This is a genomic window from Bradyrhizobium canariense (genome assembly GCF_019402665.1).
Taxonomy (GTDB): domain Bacteria; phylum Pseudomonadota; class Alphaproteobacteria; order Rhizobiales; family Xanthobacteraceae; genus Bradyrhizobium; species Bradyrhizobium canariense.
Window position 1 is genome coordinate 1 of the sequence record NZ_VSST01000127.1, and the last position, 3,054, is coordinate 3,054.

At 56.2% G+C, this 3,054-nt stretch carries 7 protein-coding genes; 6 read left to right on the forward strand and 1 reads right to left on the reverse strand.

The genetic code is table 11. The features are described from left to right. Positions 1 to 283 precede the first annotated feature (283 nt). From FXB41_RS40070 to FXB41_RS40095, 6 genes are all read left to right on the forward strand, one after another. On the forward strand, positions 284 to 664 hold the full coding sequence (locus FXB41_RS40070) for a hypothetical protein (protein WP_219685676.1): 381 nt from the start codon (positions 284 to 286) through the stop codon (positions 662 to 664). 70 nt (positions 665 to 734) lie between these two features. Continuing rightward, entirely contained in the window at positions 735 to 983 is a 249-nt protein-coding gene (locus FXB41_RS40075; RefSeq protein ID WP_219685677.1) for a hypothetical protein, read from the forward strand. A 4-nt stretch (positions 984 to 987) separates the two neighbouring features. Next, positions 988 to 1,173: a hypothetical protein gene (locus FXB41_RS40080; protein WP_219685678.1), complete on the forward strand. Its 186-nt coding sequence runs from the start codon at positions 988 to 990 to the stop codon at positions 1,171 to 1,173. A gap of 310 nt (positions 1,174 to 1,483) precedes the next feature. Further along, positions 1,484 to 1,654, forward strand: coding sequence for a hypothetical protein (locus tag FXB41_RS40085; protein ID WP_219685679.1), 171 nt, complete (start codon positions 1,484 to 1,486; stop codon positions 1,652 to 1,654). Positions 1,655 to 2,092: 438 nt separating this feature from the next. Further along, positions 2,093 to 2,326 (forward strand): hypothetical protein, encoded by a 234-nt coding sequence (locus FXB41_RS40090; protein ID WP_219685680.1) that lies wholly within the window; start codon positions 2,093 to 2,095, stop codon positions 2,324 to 2,326. Continuing rightward, positions 2,316 to 2,507, forward strand: a complete 192-nt coding sequence (locus FXB41_RS40095; protein ID WP_219685681.1) for a hypothetical protein — start codon at positions 2,316 to 2,318, stop codon at positions 2,505 to 2,507. The genes FXB41_RS40090 and FXB41_RS40095 overlap by 11 nt, the downstream gene beginning before the upstream one ends. 325 nt (positions 2,508 to 2,832) lie before the next feature. Here FXB41_RS40095 and FXB41_RS40100 read toward each other — a convergent pair. Beyond that, a partial coding sequence (locus tag FXB41_RS40100; RefSeq protein WP_219685682.1) for a hypothetical protein occupies positions 2,833 to 3,054 on the reverse strand: 222 nt, incomplete at its 5' end.

Here is a 3,054-nt window from a genome sequence, read left to right on the forward strand (position 1 = left end):
AAGTGACACAAGTGACACGCGGTCATGAGGTGGGAAATCCCGATACCTGCCACATTGCGTCAACCGATTCCCTGCCAAAGGCTGCCGGGAGAGCCGTGGTTCACCAAGCCGTGGTAGGGGGATGATACAGGGGTACCCTCGCCGAACCCTCCTGTCAGCCCGCCTGAGGTTCTCCATGCCTAAGTTTCCGCATTGACGCCAGAGCAGCAGGCCGCAGCCGTGAAGCTCCGCGAGACCGATCTCTCCTTCCGCAAGGTCGCTCTGGCCCCGTCCGGTGGCACTTATGGCTGCCACGAACCCGGTGGTTAACTTGCAGTCAGGCGCCAGAACACTCGTCTCCAAGAAAACCGTCGATACCCGACTACGGGTCCGGGCTTTACGCCAGCGCATTAAGGAGAACCCGCGACGTGATCCAATTCGCTTCCACCATTTGCCACTTCATGACTCAGTCGTCGCTGCCATCCTTGATGATGTGGAGATCGAACAAGCTCACGAGGTGCATGAAAAGCAAGCTTACGAACTCACTGATAAAGAGCGCGACAGAAGGACTGATTCCATCCTTGCAGCAGTCCTTGAGTTCGTGGTGAAGGATGACACAGGGATCGTTCGGCGGGCGGTCAAGAATAAGCGCCAAGCTGTTAAGCAGCCCGGTTCGCGAAAATAGTGTAACGCGTTACGCGTACGCTCATTTAATTTGGGTAAAACTCCGAGAACCCATTGGCGGGACGTTTGTCATGAAAACGCGCAAGCCCTTACTCGATCACACAAACAAACCCATAATCACCCCGCGCGAGCAAGCCGCCATTGAGGCTGAGCAGATTGAGCGCGCGCGCGAAGTTAAATGCCGCGCCAAACTCGCGTTGGTAGGACCGCCGCGACCCAATCCCAAGCCAGAAGGTCGAAAAGACCATTGGCGGGGGGAGTATGTCGGTGCGACTTGGCGCGGCCACAAAATTCATATCAAAAAACATAAGTGGGACTGATGAGATGCTCAAGTACACGATCACCGTTAAGCCGGTACAGTTAGGACCATCCCTCACCGAGCAGGAATGGGCTGAGACCTTGCGTCGTTATCAGCAAGCCAGGGCCGAAGAGTTGAAATCAACTTCGCCTGATGATGAGCGCTATGGCTGGCCATCATACACTAAGTGGCGCGGCGAGGATTTGTTATGATGCGTAGTATTGCAGTGATTGTTGACGGTGTGTGGCAGTGGCCACAGGTCAACGATGATGTGAACCACTCTGTCGATGCAAGGAAGAATTCTCATGTGAGCAACCCGTCAAGCGGAGAGGTCGATCACATTGTTGTGCTTCTGAGCCAGGTGGTGCAGATGACACAGTCTCTGTCGGAGCAAGATCAGAGAAGAGTGAGGGATTTCGTTCACTCAGCCTCGGCCATGCTATCAGCGACGACTTACCTTCCCAAATCAGATCAACGACTATTCGAAGCTGCCTTGCGAGATGTCGCAGCGAGAAAGTATGGATGATCGGTATGTCGCTTCAAAATGCACATCATATCTCGATTGAGGAACGCATCCTGCGCATCGCTGAAACCCTGATCGCAGAAGAGATGCAAAGGCGCGAACTGGAGAGCTTACATTTTACGCTGGGATCAGCGATTCAGCGTTTTGCGATGATGCGATGCAAATCATAAGGAAGGCTGAGCAATGAGGCTGCAAGCCGGTGCCGTGCATTCCATGCGGCTTGTCGAGCGCGACCTAGCAGTTGATGGCGAGCATGCCAACAGTCAATTGCTAGGGCCGCTGCTATTCAGTTCGGATCGCGCTGTTTTTCTTATTTTCCCAGCGAACCTCCAGCGGCATCTAGGGGCCAGGGGGGGGCGTATCAAAACAATAGCCCGTTTTGGATCACGGATCGCGTGCCAGTCCATACCTTATAAATAGTCATATCCTTTGAGAAGGAGTCAATCATGCTACAGCGAGGCCGCAGATCAGCGGCTAACGTAGTCTCCCTCAACGTCAGCGGCCAGCCCGCACGATTAACGGCGCCGTCATATCTCAGCAAACCCGAGAGAGCACTGTTCGTCGAGTTGGTCGGCTCGTGTGACCCGAGGCACTTCGTCGAGTCCGACGTGCCGCTGCTCAACAGCTTCATTCAAGCAACCTTGGTGGCCCGCTCAGGTCCCGGCAAGAACATCGAGGGATGGCAGATGGCCGTCAAGATACAGGCGATGCTTGCAACCCGATTGCGATTGGCTCCGCAGGCGAGGACCGATCCTCAGAAGGTGGCCCGGCAGGCAGCCCGACAGGCCGATCAGGGACGCAAGCCGCCATGGGCCGGGATGAGGAATCCTGGTGAAGAATGAGCTGGAAGAGCGACTCGGTGCCGCGATCGTCCGCAACGCGTACCTTCACTCGCTGCTGCCGAAAGATTTTTCCGAATCCCTCACGCTCGATCAGATCGACACCATCGAGTTGCTAGAGCTTGAGATCTTGGCCAACATCCGCACCATGGAGGCCATGTTGAAGGAGACGGCTGATACCTAGTGAGCAAAACAGAGGCATACTTTTCATGAAGTCCGCGCGCTAAGGCATGAGCTAGAGCGGCGAGCGAAACGAGGCTTCTGAACACGATGTTTCATCCCGGCCTGAGTAGGCTGAGTCGAGCGCAAGCGGTCAAACTCGCGATGTCGGCTCATCGGGGTAAAGCGGACCTCGCAACTGCGCGCGCCCAAGTCCGAAAATGACCCATTGCCGAAATCAGGGGCGTTGAGGCAAACTCCTCGACGGTTGACCAACGTCCACGCGGCACCATGGATATCGGCACCCGCGTGATAGAAACCGCGCCCCCCGCACCCTGGTCGTCACCGTCTCAATCGGAAGTCCCTCCATTGAGGCGCCGACGGAGCTTCCCGATGATCTCGCGCAGGCTGTCCGCATATTCCTCGATGATGCGTCGAGCCTCCTCCGCGCGCGAAGGCTTGGGCTCTGGCGCTTCTTTACCCGGGCTTGGCTTGTCAGACGGGTTCATGGCCAGCTGTTCGCAGAGACACAAACGCGGCCGTTGAGATGAATTGCGGAATCCGAGGCAAAG